This window comes from Flavobacterium phragmitis, assembly GCF_900112575.1.
In the GTDB taxonomy this organism is placed as follows: Bacteria; Bacteroidota; Bacteroidia; order Flavobacteriales; family Flavobacteriaceae; genus Flavobacterium; species Flavobacterium phragmitis.
Genome location: NZ_FOMH01000013.1, coordinates 24,400 through 41,069, shown reverse-complemented (window position 1 = coordinate 41,069; position 16,670 = coordinate 24,400). Strand labels below are relative to the sequence as shown.

Here is a 16,670-nt window from a genome sequence, read left to right as displayed (position 1 = left end):
TTAATTATCTACATTCACAAAGTTTAGCTATGTGTTAGAAACTAGTTTCTTTCTATACTCTTTTTAAAGTCTAAAAAATCTATGTCCCTATGTGTTAAAAAAAATTATTTAGATAAATAAATGTGATCGAAATCGAAAGTATAATTATTCAAAGCTCTTACATCTTCGGGATCAACACTTCTTAACACCAAAATGTCTTTGATTTTTGTTAAATCTAATGCCGGGTTTTGTTTTTTGTAATCGGCAATCGGGATTTTAACCATGTTCCAGCTTCCATCTCTTTTTAGTCCGTATAAGTTACTTGTTGCATCAAATTCAACATAGCCTGTATTAGAAGCATCTTTCATTCTGAATCTGATTTTTCCAGTACTTGTAGTTCTTACTGCCATATTGATATAAGTGTAAGATGAAATATCGGTAACATTCACAAACTGTAAAATTGCCATTGCCCATTTTGCTTCTGCAGCTGGCGGTGTTGCTGGAAGAGAAAAGTTTCTGTAAGCGCCTTCATATCCATCAGTTGCCACTTCTTTAATTACAAACTGATTGCTTGAAACCCAATTTAGAACGGGAGCGGTTTTAGTAAAATCAGGATTTTCAGAGTAGATTTTAAGTGCATCAGCTGGAATAACAATTGGTGGAGTTGGCGGTGCTTCGACCTCAACTGTGAACGTTTTCTTTTGAATGGTGTTATCTACAAAAGTGATTTCTAAAGTAGTTGTAAAAGTTCCTGCTTTGGTATATTTTACTTCAACATTTGGTTCAATTGAAGCTCCCGGAGAACCACCCTGAAAAGTCCATTTTATGGCACGCACTTTTGTTGACGAATCGGTATAAGTTACTGTTTCTCCTCCTTTAATAGCGGTATTTGTTGAAGTCGCATTTAATTCTCCTTTTTTATAAAGATACACTTCGCGTACATCGTCTTCACAGGAAAGCAAACCTACAAAAAGCACTAAAAGGAAATATTTTAATTTCGGTATATGGGTTAGTTTTATTTTCATGATTTCTATTTTTTTTGAGAGAATAGAAAAAAGAATATAGAGAAAAGACTTGTTTATTTTGGAGAATACAGAGAATGGAATATACAAAAAAGACTTTCGTCAAATTTTATTTCTTATCTCTTGTATCTATTTCTATACTCTATTTTCTATGTTCTTTATTCTATCCTTTATGTTCTATTTTCTATACTCTATATTCTATTTTCTACATTATTTCAATCCTTCTAAAAATCCCTGATAAGCCGGTTTTTTATTATAGTCAGCATCTAAAAGCAATGGATATTCTTTATAGTGCCAAAAGCTTGTCAGCCAAGTATATTTATCGGTTACGCCCCAAGTTGTAATGGCAAATTTTTGGGTTTGAGGCAGTTCTTCGTACATAGTCGTGATGTACTTGTAGGTTTCTGACTGTTTTTGAGCTTCTGCATCATTAAAAACATAGGAATCAGATTTACTTGTATTGACTTTGATGTCCAATTCTGAAATATGGATTAATAATCCTGTTGAAGCCATATCCGTAAAACCCGTTTTCATGGTTTGTCTGTTGGTATCTGTTGCGTAGTGAAACTGATCTCCGATACCATCAATCGGAACTCCGTTGGCTTTGAATCTGGTTACCATTTTTTTGATGGATGCTCTTTTTCCAGCATCCAGCACGACGCTGTAATCGTTATAAAACAGTTTCGCATCTGGATCGGCTGCTTTGGCATATCTAAAACATCTTCCATAAAAGCCAATTGGATCTTTAAATAATGAATTGATTACTGTTTCGTTTCGCATAGCACCGCCGTCAGCAAAAACTTCGTTGACAACATCCCAGCTTTTTACTCTTCCTTTGTAACGTCCAACAACGTCTGTAATGTAAACTTTTACTTTTGATTCGAATGCGATGGAATCGTATTTGGCATTTTTAAACCATTCCGGAAATGAATCGTACCAAACCAGAGTATGGCCGTGAACTTCTAAGTTATTGTCTTTGGCAAAACCCACTAAATAATCGGCTGCTGTATAATTATAAGCTGTTGAAGAAGACCAGATGCTTGCCATTTTCATTTCAAATTCGGCTGTAATCTGGCTGTAATGTTTTAAAACGGCATTTTTGTAATTGGCTTCTCCTTGCAAGTCTCTCATTTTGACTGCGGCTCCAATTTTAAATTTTGCTTTTTCTTTTAAAGTCTGCGTAATCGGATTTGGATTTCCTGTATCGCCTTCATCTGCATTAATAAAAACTACTTTTTCGTCATTGCTGCAGGATGCAAACAACAAAACGGTAAGTATACCAAGAATATATTTTTTATTTATCATTTTGTGTCTTTTTAAATCCGGAAGTCAGATTAGGATTATTCCAACTTCCGGATGGGTTATTACTAACTTTTAACCTTAACTTTTTTGATCTAATTTTTATCTGCTGATCTGCTAAATCTGCGGGAAAATTTTCAGCTCGCAGATCTGGCAGATTAAACAGATTTTTTTAACACATGGTCTCGAAGGATCAGGATTGAAACAGGGTGTTTCAATTAATTGTATCCAACATTAAATCCTGCTGGTTTTCCCATTAAATCGATTTGACTCTGCGGAATTGGCATGTTTACCATTGCCGGCGTCATTTTCAATTGTACTTCTCCAGAAATAGTTCCAGATGGACTTGAACGGAAATATAGATTTTGTCTTTCTACCAAAAGTCCAAGTCTTTTCAGCAGAAACCATCTGTTATTTTCGAATGCTAATTCTCTTGCCGATTCGTCTAAATAGTTGTTTAATGTCCAAGCTGTTAAATCAAAAGTGGTTACAGTGCTTTCAGGATTTCCAGTGTATCCTCTTCTTCTCACTTTGTTTAAATAAGCCAAAGCTTTAGTATCATTACCTAAATTATGATGAGCCTCAGAAGCCAATAAATAAGTTTCAGCCAGTCTGTAATACATATAATCTTTATAACTGTTTGAAGTCATTGGCAGTTTTTCTGAATCATGGTATTTCTTTAAACTCCAATGCCAAGCTCTGTAATTTCCGTTTGGCGCTGCAATTGCCGGATTGGTAATGGGCTGTCCGAATTTTGGGTTACTCGGCACATTGATTTTATAGTCTTGATAGTTATCGGAATAATAATAGGTTTTAAATCTCAAGTCGTTTGCCTGATCGTATAATGATTTCAAATAATTGTTTGGATAAAACCAACCTAAAGCCTGACCTCCATAAGCCACGTCTTGAACCAATTCGCTTGTATTCAATTCGTAAGTTCTGTGAGTGAAAACACTGCTTAACCATGAACCGCCACCACCTGCTAATTCATCACTTGGCCCTAATAAAAAGTCTTTTTGATAGGTAAAAAGAGATTCTTTATGATTTCCGTTTTGTCCCCAAACATCAATAAGGTTTACCAAACCATGAGTTCCATCATTAATAATGGCATCAAATTGTGCTGCTGCTTCTGCCCAATCTTGCTGCCATAAAGCGCTTTTTCCGCGAATGTGTCTGGCAACACCTTGTCCGTAACGTCCTGGATCTACTTTAAAAGGAAGATTGGCAATTGCATAATCCAAATCTCCATCAATTAATTTGTAAACATCTGCATCGCTGGCTACTTTATATTCAACTGGATCGTTGATATTTTGAGGTGTTGTTGGAATCGTATCGATTAGAATGCCACCATACATTTGTTTTAAATCCAAATACAATTCGCCTCTAATTACACGAGCCTGCGCAACTAATCTTTTCTTAGCCGCTTCATCCATTTTTATAGATCTTGCCGAGGTAATAATAGCCGAACATCTGTCAATGATTTTATATCCCTGAATCCATTTTGAACCTGTAAACGATTGTGGATTATGACCTGTTCCATAAGGTGTATTCCACGTTCTGTGCAAACCTAAATCGGTTGCCACCATAAAGAATACATTGGCCCATAAATCGCTGTTGTCCCCAGATGGCAGATTGTAAAAACGCATCTGGTTGTAAAGTGCATTAACCCCAACTTCTAAACCAGCTGGAGAATTGTAGATATAATCTACTGAAACCTGATCTTTTACTGTTTCCTCCAGAAAATCTTCGCACGAAGTAAGTCCTAAAGAAAGCCCGAAAATCAAAACAAATAGAAAATTTATATTTTTCATGATCTTGTTATTTTTTATTTATTGAAATGTCTTAAACCTTGTGATTAGAAACCTACCTGCAATCCGATAACACAAGTAACAGGTTCCGGATAATCGTATATTTCTTTTTCTGGACTATACGATTGGTAATCGGTAAGTGTAACCAGATTACTTCCTGTCACATAAAGTCTCATATTGCTTAATCCTAATGGTTTTAGCGTGCTTTCTGGAAATTTAAATCCAACAGAAACGTTTTGTAAACGAATGTATGAGGCATCTTGCAATCCTAAAGTATTGATGTACGGCGGATCATTTCCGTCTCTTGGTCTCGGCCAGTTTCCTCCCGGATTTTCTGGTGTCCAATAATCTTGTTTGATACCGTTTTTAACTCCTCTTAAAGAACCTCCACGTACGTAATCGTATAAAAACGGATTGTCTCTGGTAATTCCCTGAACCGTATAAATATCTGCTGAGAAATCGAATTGTTTGTATTCTAAAGCCACAGAGAAAGTTCCAAACCAATCTGGCATTTTAGACGTAATTACTCTGTCCTGATCCGGATTTGGATTGGCTCCGTTTGACGGATCTGCATCCCATAATTTTATATCTCCAGGATATAATGTAGTTCCTGTAACCAATGGAATATTCTCACCTTCCTGATAAATTCCAACTGCTTTATAGCGGTAGTACACATCGATTGGTTTTCCAATAAACCATAAGTTTCCAACAGCGTCATCTTCTCTTCCGTCTCCGTCTGCATCTTTTCCGTAGATACTTACAATGCTATTTTTGTTTTTAGTAAAAGTGGCGCCAAGATTCAGTCTAAAATCTTTCTTTTTAATTACATCGCCATTCAAAGTTACTTCCAAACCTTTATTGTTTACTTTTCCAATATTAGAAAGTTTGGTGGTGTAACCTGTATTCGCGTTAAGCGTTTCATAAATCAATAAATCTGAAGTATCTGTATTGTAAACCTCAACTGTTCCATTCAATCTGTTTTTGAACAAACCGAAATCGGCAGCTAGGTTTAATTGTGTAGAAGTTTCCCATCTTAAATCTGGATTTGATAATTGCGATCCTGGCACATAACCCGAAACTTTTACACCATTGATAATATAATCTCTCTGTGTCGCTGTTGCCATACTCTGATAAGGATCTTTCGGCTGGTTTCCTACTTTACCATAACTTGCTCTTAATTTCAGGTTGCTGATAACCGGAACATGTTCTTTCATGAATTCTTCATTCGAAACATTCCATGCTGCGTTGACTGCTGGGAAGAATCCCCATTTATTATTCGCTCCAAAAACAGAAGATCCGTCAGCTCTTCCTGAAACTGTAAAATAATATTTGCTGTCGAAATCATACTCTAATTTTCCTGCGAAAGAAATTAGCGATCTTTCATTTCCTCCAATTTCAGGCGTATTTAAGAAAGCACTTTCTAAACCATAAATCCCAAGAATATCACTCGGAATTCTGCTTGCTGAGTTTCTAAAATCATTATATTCTGAAGAAGTAATCTCATAAACTCCAGTTACGTTGAAATGATTTTTTTCGGCTACATTTAAATTATAATGTAAAATATTACTCAATTGATATTCTACATTATCCTGAAAACGAATATAACCGCTTCCTTGTCCAGAATTAGCAATTCCTGAAAGTGACTTTGAAGTATTGAAAGACATGGCTTTGTAGTTCCACGATCTTCGGCTGGCATTCAATTTATAGGTAAAACCTTTTGCCAGATTAATATCCAAAAACACGTTCATGATGTCGTTACGGTTCAATTCATTAGTATTGGTTTCGTAAACATCAATCAACGGATTTGGTGTTTCCTGAATTCCTCCCGGCAGATAACGGAAAGAACCATCTGGATTATAAACTTGTCCTAACGGAGATGTATTAATTGCATTATTTAAAATGTTCCCCACATTCGGGCGGTTTGATTCAGAAAACTGAAGCGAAACATTCATTCCTACTTTCAGCCAATCTGTAATTCTTTGATCCACATTTACTCGCATCGCTACCTTATCGTAATCCGAATTAGCAATTACTCCAGAAGTATTGATGTAGTTAATACTAGAAAAAATACTGGTTTTCTCTGTTCCAGATGAAATGCTCACACTATGGTTATTGGTTACGCCTGTTCTTAAAACCAGTTTTTCCCAGTCAATATATTTTCCAGATTGAACAGATTCTAGTTCTAATGGAGTAAACACCTGATTATCTGGTCTGTAAACTCCACCATTGCTTGTTCTGTAGGCTTCTCTTTTTAGCTGTGCAAATTCTTCTCCGCTGTAAACATCAAAATTTCTGTTGATCGTTTGAACTCCGGAAAAACCATTGTATGAGATTTTTGCTTTTCCTGTTTTTCCTCTTTTAGTTGTAATTAAGATTACACCATTTGAAGCTCTTGCTCCATAAATAGATTGAGCAGCGGCATCTTTTAAGATTTCTAGAGAAGCAATATCGTTGGCATTAATATCATTAATGTTTCCAATTACGATTCCGTCTGCAATAACGATTGGTTCGTTGCTTCCGTTAATCGATTTTTTTCCTCTGATCTGAATGGAAGAAGAACTTCCCGGCCCGCCATCATTTAAACTTACTTGTACTCCGGCCGCTTTACCACGAAGCATTTCCCCAACATCTGAAGTTGCTACTTTGGTCATGTCGCCCGGTTTTACCGAAGCCACAGAACTGATTACATCGCTTTTCTTTTTGGTACCATAACCTACAACGATGATTTCGTCTAAGGCTTGAGAACTAGGTTTTAAAACTACTTTTAGATTTTTCCTGTTTTCGGTTTCTACCGAAACCTCATCCATTCCGATGAAAGAGAATACAAGCGTACTTTTTGGGGCAGTACTGATGGTGAAGTTACCGTCGAAATCGGTTTGGGTTCCTTTTGTGCTTCCTTTAACGTGAACGTTTACACCCGGAAGAGGCAATCCTGCATTATCGACTACTTTTCCCGTAATCGGACTTTCTTGTGCACTCGCTGTGGTTGAGAGAATACACATAAACAGTAATAAAACTAGTTGGAGATATTTCCCTTCACGGCAAAACATCTTGACATGTTTGTTTTGTTTCATAATTTTTATTGGTTAGTTAGATAGAAATCAGTCATGATTTATGTTGCAAATGTGACTAATAAATGATGGTTTTAGGGGAGGAAAACATTCGCATTTGGGGGCGTGAATGTGTTTATTTGTATTTTAAAGTCTTTAAAAAGCATTATTCGTAATATAAACCTTAAAAAATTGTGAGGTGGGTAATTTTAAGTATAAAATTCTAAATGTAGAACTTTTAAAATAGGCTGAAAGCCTAAAAGCAAAAAAAGTAGTGCAAAGCACTACTAAAAAATACAACCCTACAAAATTACCCTGAAAGGGTTTTTAGCATGAATACAGAAAACTATTAAATTGCTGTCGCCCTTACAGGGCTAGATTATGAATTGCTCTTTTTAATCACGATGCGATGCATCATGCTTTTTGCTTTTTGCTCTTTCAGAGCAGATTTTATAGCTAAAAATACTTTACTTATAAAATCTCTGACTAATCGAAAATACAAAGTCCGCAAAGCTTTGTAAAAAAAATTTGCGAACCCTGAAAAAATTAGCCACAGATTAAAAAGATTAACACAGATTTTTGAAATCCTTTTAATCATAATAATCTGTGGCTAAAAACTTTGCTCCCGGTAACTATCGGGATTGCAGTTAAACTTTACTCTGCCCCCCTTTATACTCACTCGGAGATAAATTATAAAACTTCTTAAACTCTTTACTAAAGTGTTTTCGATCATTAAAACCAACCATATAAGTAACTTCAGAAACCGAATAACTAGTATTGGCTAAAAGACTCGCCGCTTTCTTTAAACGCATATTTTTAATAAGGCCAGCCACAGACTGATTCGTCAACGTTTGGACTTTTTTATAAAGAACTGTTCGGCTCATTCCAATTTCGTTGACCAAATCGTTGACATCAAAATCAGTATTGTCAAGATTGGCTTCAATAATCTGAATCAGTTTTTTTAGGAACTGTCCTTCGGGTGTATTTAGATTTTCCTGTTCCGTATCTTCAATAAATCCGTCGCCATATTTCTGACGCATGATTTCTTTGGCTGATAATAAATTCGCAATCGTCAGTTTTAATTCTTCAATACTGAAAGGCTTCGAAATATAAGCATCTGCACCAGTCGAAAGTCCTTCGATTCTGTTTAAAGTAGACGATTTTGCTGTCAATAAAATAACCGGAATATGATTGGTGTTTTGACTAGTTTTTAGAATAGTACACAACTCAAAACCATCCATTTCGGACATCATTACATCGGTTACAATCAAATCCGGGATTTCCTTTTCCATGTATTCCAGCGCCTGGATTCCGTTTATAAATTTCAGTACTTTATAATCGGTGTACAAAATATCGTAGACAAAAGAGAGCACTTCCTCATTATCCTCAATTACCAAAACGGTTTTTTTAGAACTGTTTTCAGTATCCTCAACATACTCCGGTTCATAAAGATCAATTTCGGTTTTAATATCAGAAATCGGGTTGGCATTTTCTTCTATTTTAACCGAATTTTCGACAATCTGCGATTTCTTAAAATGTTCTTTTCCTTTCTTCAACTGAATGGTAAAAATCGTATTGAAATTCGCATCCGCTTCTGTTTGCACTTTTATTTCGCCATGATGTAGTTCTACAATACTTTTGCTTAAAGCCAGCCCAATTCCACTTCCTAAATTGGCGCTTCCACGCTCGTCCAACTGAAAAAAGTTCTTGAAAATTTTCTTTTTACGGTTGTCCGGAATTCCAATTCCGTTGTCTTTTACTTTTATTTCGATATAATCTTCTCCCTCTTTTTGTTCTACAGCCAAAGTGATTCTGCCATTTTTACTCGTAAATTTAAAAGCATTTGAAAGCAGATTATAAATCACTTTCTCCATCTGGTTTTTATCGAAATAAATCAAAGCCGTATTGATATTCAGCACAAACTTATAATCGATTTTTTTCTCGACTGCAATGCCACGGAACGATTCATAAATATCAAAACAAAACGAAACAATATCCTGTTGTTCGCAATAGATTTTCATGCTTCCTTTTTCGGCTTTTCTGAAATCCATTAATTCGTTGACCAATTTCAAAAGGCGATCCGAATTGTTTTTAATGATTTTCAGTTTATGTTCCAGATTCGAATTCTTTTCGGCTCCGCTTAATAATTCTTCAACCGGCCCGCTTATCAAGGTCAATGGCGTTCTAATTTCGTGCGAAACATTGGTAAAGAAATCCAATTTCATTTTATACAATTCTTCCTGTCTTTCTTTTTCTACCTGTTCCAGATAATATGCTTGTTTTAATAATTCTCGGTTTCGTAAAAAACGGAACAATAAAATACCTGCTCCCGCCAATAAAGCAAGATAAATTAAATAAGCCCACCACGTTTTCCACCATGGCGGAAGCATAATAATTTTTAAAGTTTTAACAGACGGATTCCACTCTCCGCCTCCACTTGACGTTTTGATTTTTAAAGTATAAGTTCCTGAATTGAGATTCGTTAAATTGATATAATGTTGTGAACCTATCACATGCCATTCGTCTTTATTAAACGAACTTTCCAGTTTATAAGCATATTCACTTTTTTCCGGCGAAATAAAATTCATGGCACTGAATTCAATTCCGATATAACCCTGATCGTGTTTTAAAGTGATTTCAGAAGTTTCACTGATGCGTTTTTCCAACAAAACCTCTTTATTTCCGGGTCTGATTTCTTCGTTATTTACGATTAGTTTCGTCAGGACAATTGGTGCTTTGTCTTCGGTTTTAATCAATTTCAAAGGATTAAAAAGCACTAATCCGTTCGAACAGCCAAAAGCAAGTTCTTTAGCGTTGAGCTTTACACTGCAATTGTTTGAAAACTGTTTTACTTTCAATCCGTCTTTGGACGAGTAGGAAGTAATTTCAAAATCGGAAATTCTAAAAGTCGGACTTAACTTTTTGGTTTTTAATTTATAAAGTAAATTATTATCGCTGATCCAGATATTTCCTTCCGAATCTTCCGAAATGCTTTTTATGGTTTCATCTGTAAATCCCATCGAACGGTTGATTTCGAAGAATCTTCCTTTCTTTTCGTCAAATAAATTTACTCCTCCGCTTTCGGCACCAATCCAAAATCGGTTTTTAGAATCGGTAAACATGACCGTAAGACTATTGTTGGACAAACCGCTTTTGGGCCCGGCTTTAAAGACTCTTGTAATGTGTTTTAGTTTTTTATCAAAATAATTCAAACCATATTGTGTGGCAATCCAAAGTCCGTCTTTTCGGTTTACCAAATCGGTAATAAAATTATCGCTAAGCGAATTCGAACTGCCGTCTGCCATATAAATTTCGACCGTTCCGTCGGGCATTACTTTTTTCAATCCGTTTCCGTTGGTTCCCACCCAAAGATCTCCGTTATCCATCAACAAAGAAGTAATCGGACGTTCTCTTTCTTTGGAATCCTTTCGCGAAAGCGGAATAAACTGAAACGTTTTACTGCTTTTATTGAATTTGAATAATCCGTTAAAAGTCCCGCAAAACAAATTCTGTTCATTCTGATTGACCAAAGCCGTAATCATATTCACGCTTTTGTCAAAATCATAACCTTCAATCTGATACGTTGCATTTCGGTTATTTCTAAAATCAAGATAATTTAAACCTCCGCCATTTGTTCCAACCCACAGCGCGCCGTCATTTTCTCTTGCAACAGCATTTACGAAAGCTGTATTTAATCCGAAATTCGGTTTAACTACTTCTCTTATGTTGGTAAAATTGGCATTTGTTTTCTGAAACAGATTGACTCCTCCTCCATTCGTTCCAATCCAGATATCGTTATGACGATCTTTTAAAAAACATTTTACATCATCGTCAGAAAGACTGTAACTCTCCAGTGGATTATGTCCGTATTTGATAAATTCGTTTCTGTCTTTTTTGTAAACACACAAACCGTTTTTTGTAGCAAACCAAATCGTGTTATTGTCCACAGCGACAATATCATTTACCCAGTTTGAGGATAAACTATTTCTGTTGTTTGTATTCAGAAGATAATTTTTGACAACACTTTTATCGACATCAAAATGAAAAACACCATTGGCTTCGGTGGCAAACCATAAATCGCCATTTTTTTCTTTGATGACTTTCCATATTTTAGATTTAAGCAAAGCTTCATTTTCTGCCAAAACTTTGGGAAGCGTTTTTTTAGAACCATTTTTAGGATCAAAACATTCTAAGCCTTTAGAAGTTCCAACCAAAACGCCATAATTACGATCGTAAAACAAAGACAAAACCCTGCTTTTTCTGAATGGCGAATTATGATCGTTTGAGATTTCTTCCAGCAAATATTGCTGTCTGTTGAGGCGTTTGATTCCGCCAAAAGTTCCAATCCAGATTCGGTTTTCGTCATCCTGAATTATGGATGAAATATAGTTTCTTCCGCCTTTTATTTTCTGAACATCAACCCGTACAAAAGTTCTTTCGTTTTTATTAAAAAGATTGAGTCCATTATTGGTTCCAATCCAAAGTTCTTTTTGATTGTCTTCCAGAATAACATTGACGTGATTATTGCTGATGCTGTTCAGTATGTCTTTGTTGTAAACATATCGCAGGAAATCGTATCCGTCATAACTAATCAAGCCGTTCGCCGTTCCAATCCAAATAAAACCTTTTTTGGTTTGATGAATACTCGAAATCATACTCTGCGAAAAACTGGTATCATAGTTAATATGATCAAAGTACAAATCGGAACTTTGAGCAAATGAACTGACAGTCGTTGCAAAAAATAGAATAAAACTTAAAATGTAGTTTTTGATGCTTTTCATAAACAAAATAGAATAAACGCCCGAGTAATTTAATTGCAATAAACCTATGAAAAAAATCAATCGAATGCACTGCAAAATAGCCCTATTGCAAAAAATAAAGGAGGGAGTTTTTTCTTTTTAAGGGGTGTAGATGTACTTTTTACCCTAATTTTTAAGAGTAGTTTTTTAATTAGGAGCTAATTCCAGCTATCCGCTATATCTTTTGTGGTCTCGTTTTCTTTACGAGACCACAAAAGGATACCGCTTCTATCTGGGCTAGGAGAATCATTTTCAAAAGTCCGTTTTTTATTGAATTAAAATTAGAAAGCTGAGGTATTCATTTTTAATTTATATTTAATCAAAAAATATGATTCTGTTTATCTAAACTAAACATGCAACAATTAGAAGATATAATACAATACGTTTCAACTAAAAACAAAAGAAACCTCTTTACCTTTTTGACAGGAGCGGGACTTTCTTCAGAAAGCGGAATCCCAACTTACAGAGGTGTTGATGGTATTTGGGTTAAAGGAACACAATTTCATAAACCGGAAGAATTCGGAACTTTTAAATACTTTAAAGAGCACCCCGAAGAGGTCTGGCAATATTCGTTGTTTAGAAAGAAAATGTTTCAAAATGCCAAACCAAATGAAAGTCATAATGAGTTAGTTGAAATTGAAAATATCCTAAAAGACCGATTTCATCTTATTACCCAAAACATTGATAATTTACACCGACAAAGTGGAACCAAAAGAATTTTCGAAATTCATGGCAACAATAGAGAAATAAAATGTTCTAATGGCTGTAAAGAAATCGTAAATCTGCCCGAAGAAATAAAAGGAAAAGAAATTGACGAAGATCTGACTGAAAAAGAAATAGAACTTTTAAAATGTCAAAGTTGCGGAAGCTGGATGAGACCTAATATTTTATGGTTTGATGAATATTATGATGAACGAACCAATAAGAAATTCAGTTCTTTAAAAATTGCTAAAAATTCAGGAGTACTATTTATTTTGGGAACTTCTGGCGCAACAAATCTCCCTATTGCAATTGCAGAAACCACTTTAAAATATGGAGGAACGATCGTTGATATCAATATAGAAGACAATCAGTTTACCGCTTTGATAAAGGATAAAAAGAATAAAATTATCATTCGTAAAACATCGACTGAAGCTTTGAAAATGATAAAGGAAATGATTGAAAATATACAACTAACTTAAAAAAAAACTATGTATCATTTAATATTATGCGAAAAAGCGACTGGAATTCTTCTAGAGCTTGATGGTAAAACACGGTTTTTAAAAACTGAAACGAATGAACGTCCTTCTTTAAATTTCGAAAATATTGAAGACGCAGAAAATATAGCGAATAATTTAATCAGTAAAAATGAGGGTTTAGAAATTGCCATTTATGATTTTAATTGGTCATTCATAAAAACAATATCTAAAGAATAAAACTCTTTAAAAAAAGCCATTTCAATTACAAAATGGCTTCCTTATCTTCAATCAATCCTAAAATTTTCCCATAGGCAATCGCCGCTTTATGAATCTGAACTGTCCAGTCTTCGGCAGCATTATCATCGGCACCATCGGAAATGTATTTTAAAGATAAAAACGGAATATTTTCTTTCATGGCAATCATGGCTAAAGCATAGGCTTCCATATCGACCACATTGTAAGGGTCAGATTTATGTTCCATTTCGAAATTATCGCCTGTTCCGCAAATACCTTCAGGCAAACCATCCATTTTTAAACCATATTCCAAAACTGGAGGCAGACCAGATAACGGCGTTTCGTATAATGCAAAACCTAAACCACGAACATCCATATCTCTTTGAACAAATTTGGTACAGCAGATTACCTCGCCTTTTTGAAAACAGCTACTTCCTGCCGAACCCAGATTAATAATTACAGACGGCTTTTCCTTTAGAATAGCTTTTGTCAATTCGTAAGCTGCATTTACTTTTCCGATTCCGGTAATTAAAACATTTTGATCTTTAAAAACTTCTGCTGCTTCAGATTCAAGCGCAAAACAGAACAATATATCTTCAATAGCAAATGATGCTGTATGGTTAATTCGTATCATGGGTAACTGGTTTTCGGTTTACAAAAATACGCTTAAAAGTGTACTTACCTCTAACTTAAATTTAAAATCCAAAAAAGACGTTAAAGTCTGTTTTATCTATTGGATTTTATGATATAAAAAATACATTTGCTAGAACCAGTAAAAAATATCTAAAAACCAGAAAGAGAAACTGCATGGATAATGAAAAATTTATTTTCTGCCTTGAAGGCGTTAAAGATATAGACGATCATACCCCAACGCATGTGGTAAAATGTCTCGAAGAATTGGCTATTGACCAAGGCATTTCGAGTATTCATAAAACTTGCGATACCATTGAAGGTTTAGAAGAAAGTTTGAATATTTTATTGTATGAAGATCATAATTTTAAAGATTATGAAATCATTTATCTTGCCATGCCGGGACAGGAAAACAATATCTGCCTTCACGATTATTATTATAGCATAGAAGAAATTGCTGAATTGTTTGAAGGAAAAATGAAAGGTAAAATCATCCATTTTGCCAATCTTAAAGTTTTAGATTTAAACGAAGAAGAAGCACAATATTTTTTGGATATTACTGGCGCTAGAGCTATTTCTGGCTATGGTTCTACTTATAATAAAATCGCCAGTTGCAGTACTATTGACAAAGCATTTTTTAGTCTGTATCAAGAAAACGACAATTTGTTTGAGGTTGTTGAAGATCTTTATACAAAACATTACAATTTATGCAAACTGCTTGATTTTAGATTATATTATTAAGATGAAAAAAAAGCAGGCTGAGAAAATAAAGACATACAGTCCATCAGGATTTCGGGAGAAGTTTCTGGGAGAAGATAATCCCATACATTTGCTTTTCAAATCCAATTCGGATCATTTTTTCTGTCTTGAAATCGAAGAAATGATGCAGATGCAGCATCCTGTTCCGCCTTCTAAACATTCCTGTCATACTTTAATTTTTATTTCTTCGGGACAGCATAGTATGAAATTGGGGCATCAGGAATACATCACTACTGATAACGAAATGATTATGGTGCCCGCCGGACAGATTTTTTCTCTTGAAAATGTCAACAATATACACAAAGGATATATCTGTCAGTTTCATCCTGATATTTTAATTAGAAAATATGGAAGCCGAGAATTGTTGAATGAATTTGATTTTTTAAAGATTTCGGGAAATCCAAAAATAAGTCTTCCCAAAGAGGATATTGGCTCTATTGTCAACATTTTGGAACGATTGAAAAAAGAATATTCAGAAACTGCCTTTACAGATTTGAATATTGTGCAGTCGTATTTGATTACTCTTTTTTATGAAATGAATAAAAATGCGGAAAAAACGAAAAAAGGAATTTCTGCCGCTGCCGTTATTACGGCCAAATTCAAAGAGCTTATTCATGATCATGTAAAAAGCCAGCATCAAGTCAATTATTATTCGTCTTTACTAAATGTTACTCCTAATCATTTGAATAAATGTGTCAAAACTGTAACTGGAAAATCGGCTGTAAAATGGATTGATGAAAACATATTGTTAGAAGCCAAATATTTACTATTTCAAACGACACTTTCTGTAGGTGAAATCGCAACTCGGGTAGGTTTTGAAGATCAATCTTACTTTAGTCGCTTCTTTAAAAAAGCAGAAGGAATTTCACCAATTCGTTATCGAAAAATGATTGATAAGTCCTAATTATTGAATAGTCCATCCTAACAAATTGGTGCATGTTTTTCAGAAATTTGCCTCTTGAAAAAAATGCAAATTATGATTTATGTTTTTAAAACTTCCGTTGACAGCCACGCTAAATTTGAATTGGCATCTTTATTACTAGATCAATTATTGCCTGAATCCCAGTGGAATTTTGATCTTGAAGACTGCGATAATATTTTAAGAATCGACAGCGAACTTGATATTCCAAATCTAATTCGCAACAACGGCATTTTTGATTGTATCGAATTAGAATAAATTATCCTCAATCTCTTCACAAAATAATATGGAAACCAAATTATATCAAAACCGTACTTTTGATACCGTAGATTACTCTGACCAGAGTTTATCACAAGTAGAATTTGTAAACTGCGAATTCATTAATTGCAACTTTTCTAAAAGCGATTTGAGTCATAACGACTTTTTAGATTCTACTTTTAAAAACTGTAATCTTTCATTGGCAGTTCTTAAAAATACTGGTTTAAAAAACATCAAATTTATCGGTTGTAAACTAATGGGATTGGATTTTAGTGCCAGTAATAGTTTTTTATTCTCCATGAATTTTGAAGATTGCCTTTTGGATTATTCTACTTTCATTTATAAAAAACTAAAGAAAACCAATTTTATAAATTGTTCTCTAAAAGAAACCGATTTCTCGAACACCGATTTATCTTTGGCTGTCTTTAAAAACTGCGATCTTTCTGGTTCCACTTTCGTGGAAAGTAATTTAGAAAAAACCGATTTCAGAACTTCCAGAAATTACGCTTTTGATCCTTCCGAAAACAAAATCAAAGGAACTAAAGTATCGCATATTGCCCTTGCCGGTTTATTAGAAAAATTTGATTTGGTTATTGAATGATTTATTAGTTTTCAGTCGCGGTCGCAGTTTTCAGTTTGTTAATAGTGAATAAATACTGTGACTGAATACTGCGACTGAATACTGCGACTGAATACTGTGACTGAATACTGTGACTGAATACTGTGACTGAATAC

General features: G+C 34.6%; 12 protein-coding genes. 6 read left to right on the top strand and 6 right to left on the bottom strand.

Going from position 1 to position 16,670, the window contains the following annotated elements; translation table 11 throughout:
• Positions 1-104 precede the first annotated feature (104 nt).
• The 5 genes from BM289_RS20965 to BM289_RS20940 all read right to left on the bottom strand — a co-directional run bounded on the left by BM289_RS20965 (position 105) and on the right by BM289_RS20940 (position 11,939).
• Complete coding sequence (locus BM289_RS20965; RefSeq protein ID WP_091497224.1) at positions 105-1,004, bottom strand: PKD domain-containing protein; 900 nt, start codon at positions 1,002-1,004, stop codon at positions 105-107.
• Positions 1,005-1,211: 207 nt separating this feature from the next.
• The gene (locus tag BM289_RS20960; RefSeq protein WP_091497222.1) at positions 1,212-2,306 is read right to left on the bottom strand and encodes an endo-1,4-beta-xylanase; all 1,095 of its coding nucleotides are present in this window, start codon (positions 2,304-2,306) and stop codon (positions 1,212-1,214) included.
• Positions 2,307-2,518: 212 nt separating this feature from the next.
• The gene (locus BM289_RS20955; protein WP_091497219.1) at positions 2,519-4,111 is read right to left on the bottom strand and encodes a RagB/SusD family nutrient uptake outer membrane protein; all 1,593 of its coding nucleotides are present in this window, start codon (positions 4,109-4,111) and stop codon (positions 2,519-2,521) included.
• A gap of 44 nt (positions 4,112-4,155) precedes the next feature.
• Positions 4,156-7,182, bottom strand: coding sequence for a SusC/RagA family TonB-linked outer membrane protein (locus tag BM289_RS20950; RefSeq protein WP_091497216.1), 3,027 nt, complete (start codon positions 7,180-7,182; stop codon positions 4,156-4,158).
• A 623-nt stretch (positions 7,183-7,805) separates the two neighbouring features.
• Positions 7,806-11,939 carry a hybrid sensor histidine kinase/response regulator transcription factor gene (locus BM289_RS20940; RefSeq protein ID WP_091497210.1) on the bottom strand — a complete coding sequence of 1,378 codons (4,134 nt, stop codon included), beginning with the start codon at positions 11,937-11,939 and terminating at the stop codon, positions 7,806-7,808.
• A gap of 371 nt (positions 11,940-12,310) precedes the next feature.
• Here BM289_RS20940 and BM289_RS20935 point away from each other — a divergent pair, with 371 nt between their 5' ends.
• Both BM289_RS20935 and BM289_RS20930 read left to right on the top strand, forming a co-directional pair.
• Entirely contained in the window at positions 12,311-13,138 is an 828-nt protein-coding gene (locus tag BM289_RS20935; protein WP_091497208.1) for an SIR2 family NAD-dependent protein deacylase, read from the top strand.
• A gap of 9 nt (positions 13,139-13,147) precedes the next feature.
• Complete coding sequence (locus tag BM289_RS20930) at positions 13,148-13,372, top strand: hypothetical protein (protein WP_091497205.1); 225 nt, start codon at positions 13,148-13,150, stop codon at positions 13,370-13,372.
• Between the two features lie 25 nt (positions 13,373-13,397).
• Here the strand turns inward: BM289_RS20930 and BM289_RS20925 are convergent, their stop codons facing one another.
• The gene (locus BM289_RS20925; RefSeq protein ID WP_091497202.1) at positions 13,398-14,003 is read right to left on the bottom strand and encodes a 5'-methylthioadenosine/S-adenosylhomocysteine nucleosidase family protein; all 606 of its coding nucleotides are present in this window, start codon (positions 14,001-14,003) and stop codon (positions 13,398-13,400) included.
• Positions 14,004-14,176: 173 nt separating this feature from the next.
• On the opposite strand from BM289_RS20925, the gene BM289_RS20920 reads away from it, so the two are divergent.
• The 4 genes from BM289_RS20920 (at position 14,177) to BM289_RS20905 (ending at position 16,536) form a co-directional block, all read left to right on the top strand.
• Complete coding sequence (locus BM289_RS20920) at positions 14,177-14,740, top strand: DUF6642 family protein (protein ID WP_091497201.1); 564 nt, start codon at positions 14,177-14,179, stop codon at positions 14,738-14,740.
• Position 14,741: 1 nt separating this feature from the next.
• Positions 14,742-15,662 (top strand): AraC family transcriptional regulator, encoded by a 921-nt coding sequence (locus BM289_RS20915; protein ID WP_244165433.1) that lies wholly within the window; start codon positions 14,742-14,744, stop codon positions 15,660-15,662.
• 63 nt (positions 15,663-15,725) lie between these two features.
• On the top strand, positions 15,726-15,935 hold the full coding sequence (locus BM289_RS20910; protein ID WP_091497195.1) for a hypothetical protein: 210 nt from the start codon (positions 15,726-15,728) through the stop codon (positions 15,933-15,935).
• Positions 15,936-15,963: 28 nt separating this feature from the next.
• Positions 15,964-16,536: a pentapeptide repeat-containing protein gene (locus BM289_RS20905; RefSeq protein WP_091497191.1), complete on the top strand. Its 573-nt coding sequence runs from the start codon at positions 15,964-15,966 to the stop codon at positions 16,534-16,536.
• The last annotated feature ends 134 nt before the right edge of the window (positions 16,537-16,670 follow it).